General features: G+C 37.4%; 1 pseudogene. It reads left to right on the top strand.

What is annotated here, in order from left to right:
- Positions 1–63: 63 nt before the first annotated feature.
- Positions 64–699 (top strand): annotated as a pseudogene (locus tag STRDD10_RS09960) (transposase); the annotation flags it as partial.
- Between the last annotated feature and the right edge of the window lie 165 nt (positions 700–864).

Genomic DNA, 864 nt, shown 5'->3' with positions numbered 1-864 from the left:
TAAACAGCTTCGCTTTCGAATTTCTAGGCTCAGGCTGAAACAGTCTCCCAGACTGTTTCACTCCCATGTGCTAAAATCGTTCTAGATCGTTTTCACCCTTCGTTATTATATTTCTAAACTCAGGCTAAAACAGTCCGCTGGACTGTTTTACTCCAACATCTTAGCCGTGCTATGAGTCGTGTCCGTGTTCAAATCATGAACCAATTCGATAGAAAATCCCATGAATACAAGGCTATCAAACGTTACTGGAAGCTCATTCAACAGGATAGTCGTAAACTGAGCGATAAGCGATTTTATCGCCCTACTTTTCGTATGCACTTAACGAATAAAGAGATTCTAGACAAGCTTTTGAGCTATTCAGAAGACTTGAGACACCACTACAATCTCTATCAACTCCTACTTTTTCACTTCCAGAATAAAGAGCCTGACAAATTTTTCGGACTCATTGAGAACAATCTAAAGCAGATTCATCCTCTCTTTCAGACTGTCTTTAAAACCTTCCTCAAAGATAAAGAGAAAATTGTCAACGCTCTTCAACTATCCTATTCTAAGGCCAAATTGGAGGCCGCCAATAATCTCATTAAACTCATCAAACGCAATGCCTTTGGTTTTCGGAACTTTGAAAACTTCAAAAAACGGATTTTTATCGCTCTAAACATCAAAAAAGAAAGGACGAAATTTGTCCTTTCTAGATATTAGCTTTTCGTCTACCCACTGCAGTTGAAAAAGAACAGGGAAATCCAACTCTCTGAGTCATACTTTCCCTGCTCCTTCACCTAAAGTTTTGATTTTAATATTCTGAAAATAGAACAAAATATTACACTTTAAAAGTTATTAGACTTTCATTAGCCTTGATTTCTCTTC

Source organism: Streptococcus sp. DD10, from assembly GCF_001578805.1.
Taxonomy (GTDB): Bacteria; Bacillota; Bacilli; order Lactobacillales; family Streptococcaceae; genus Streptococcus.
Note: the sequence above shows the minus strand (reverse complement) of the source record. Positions and strands in the feature narration are given on the sequence as shown.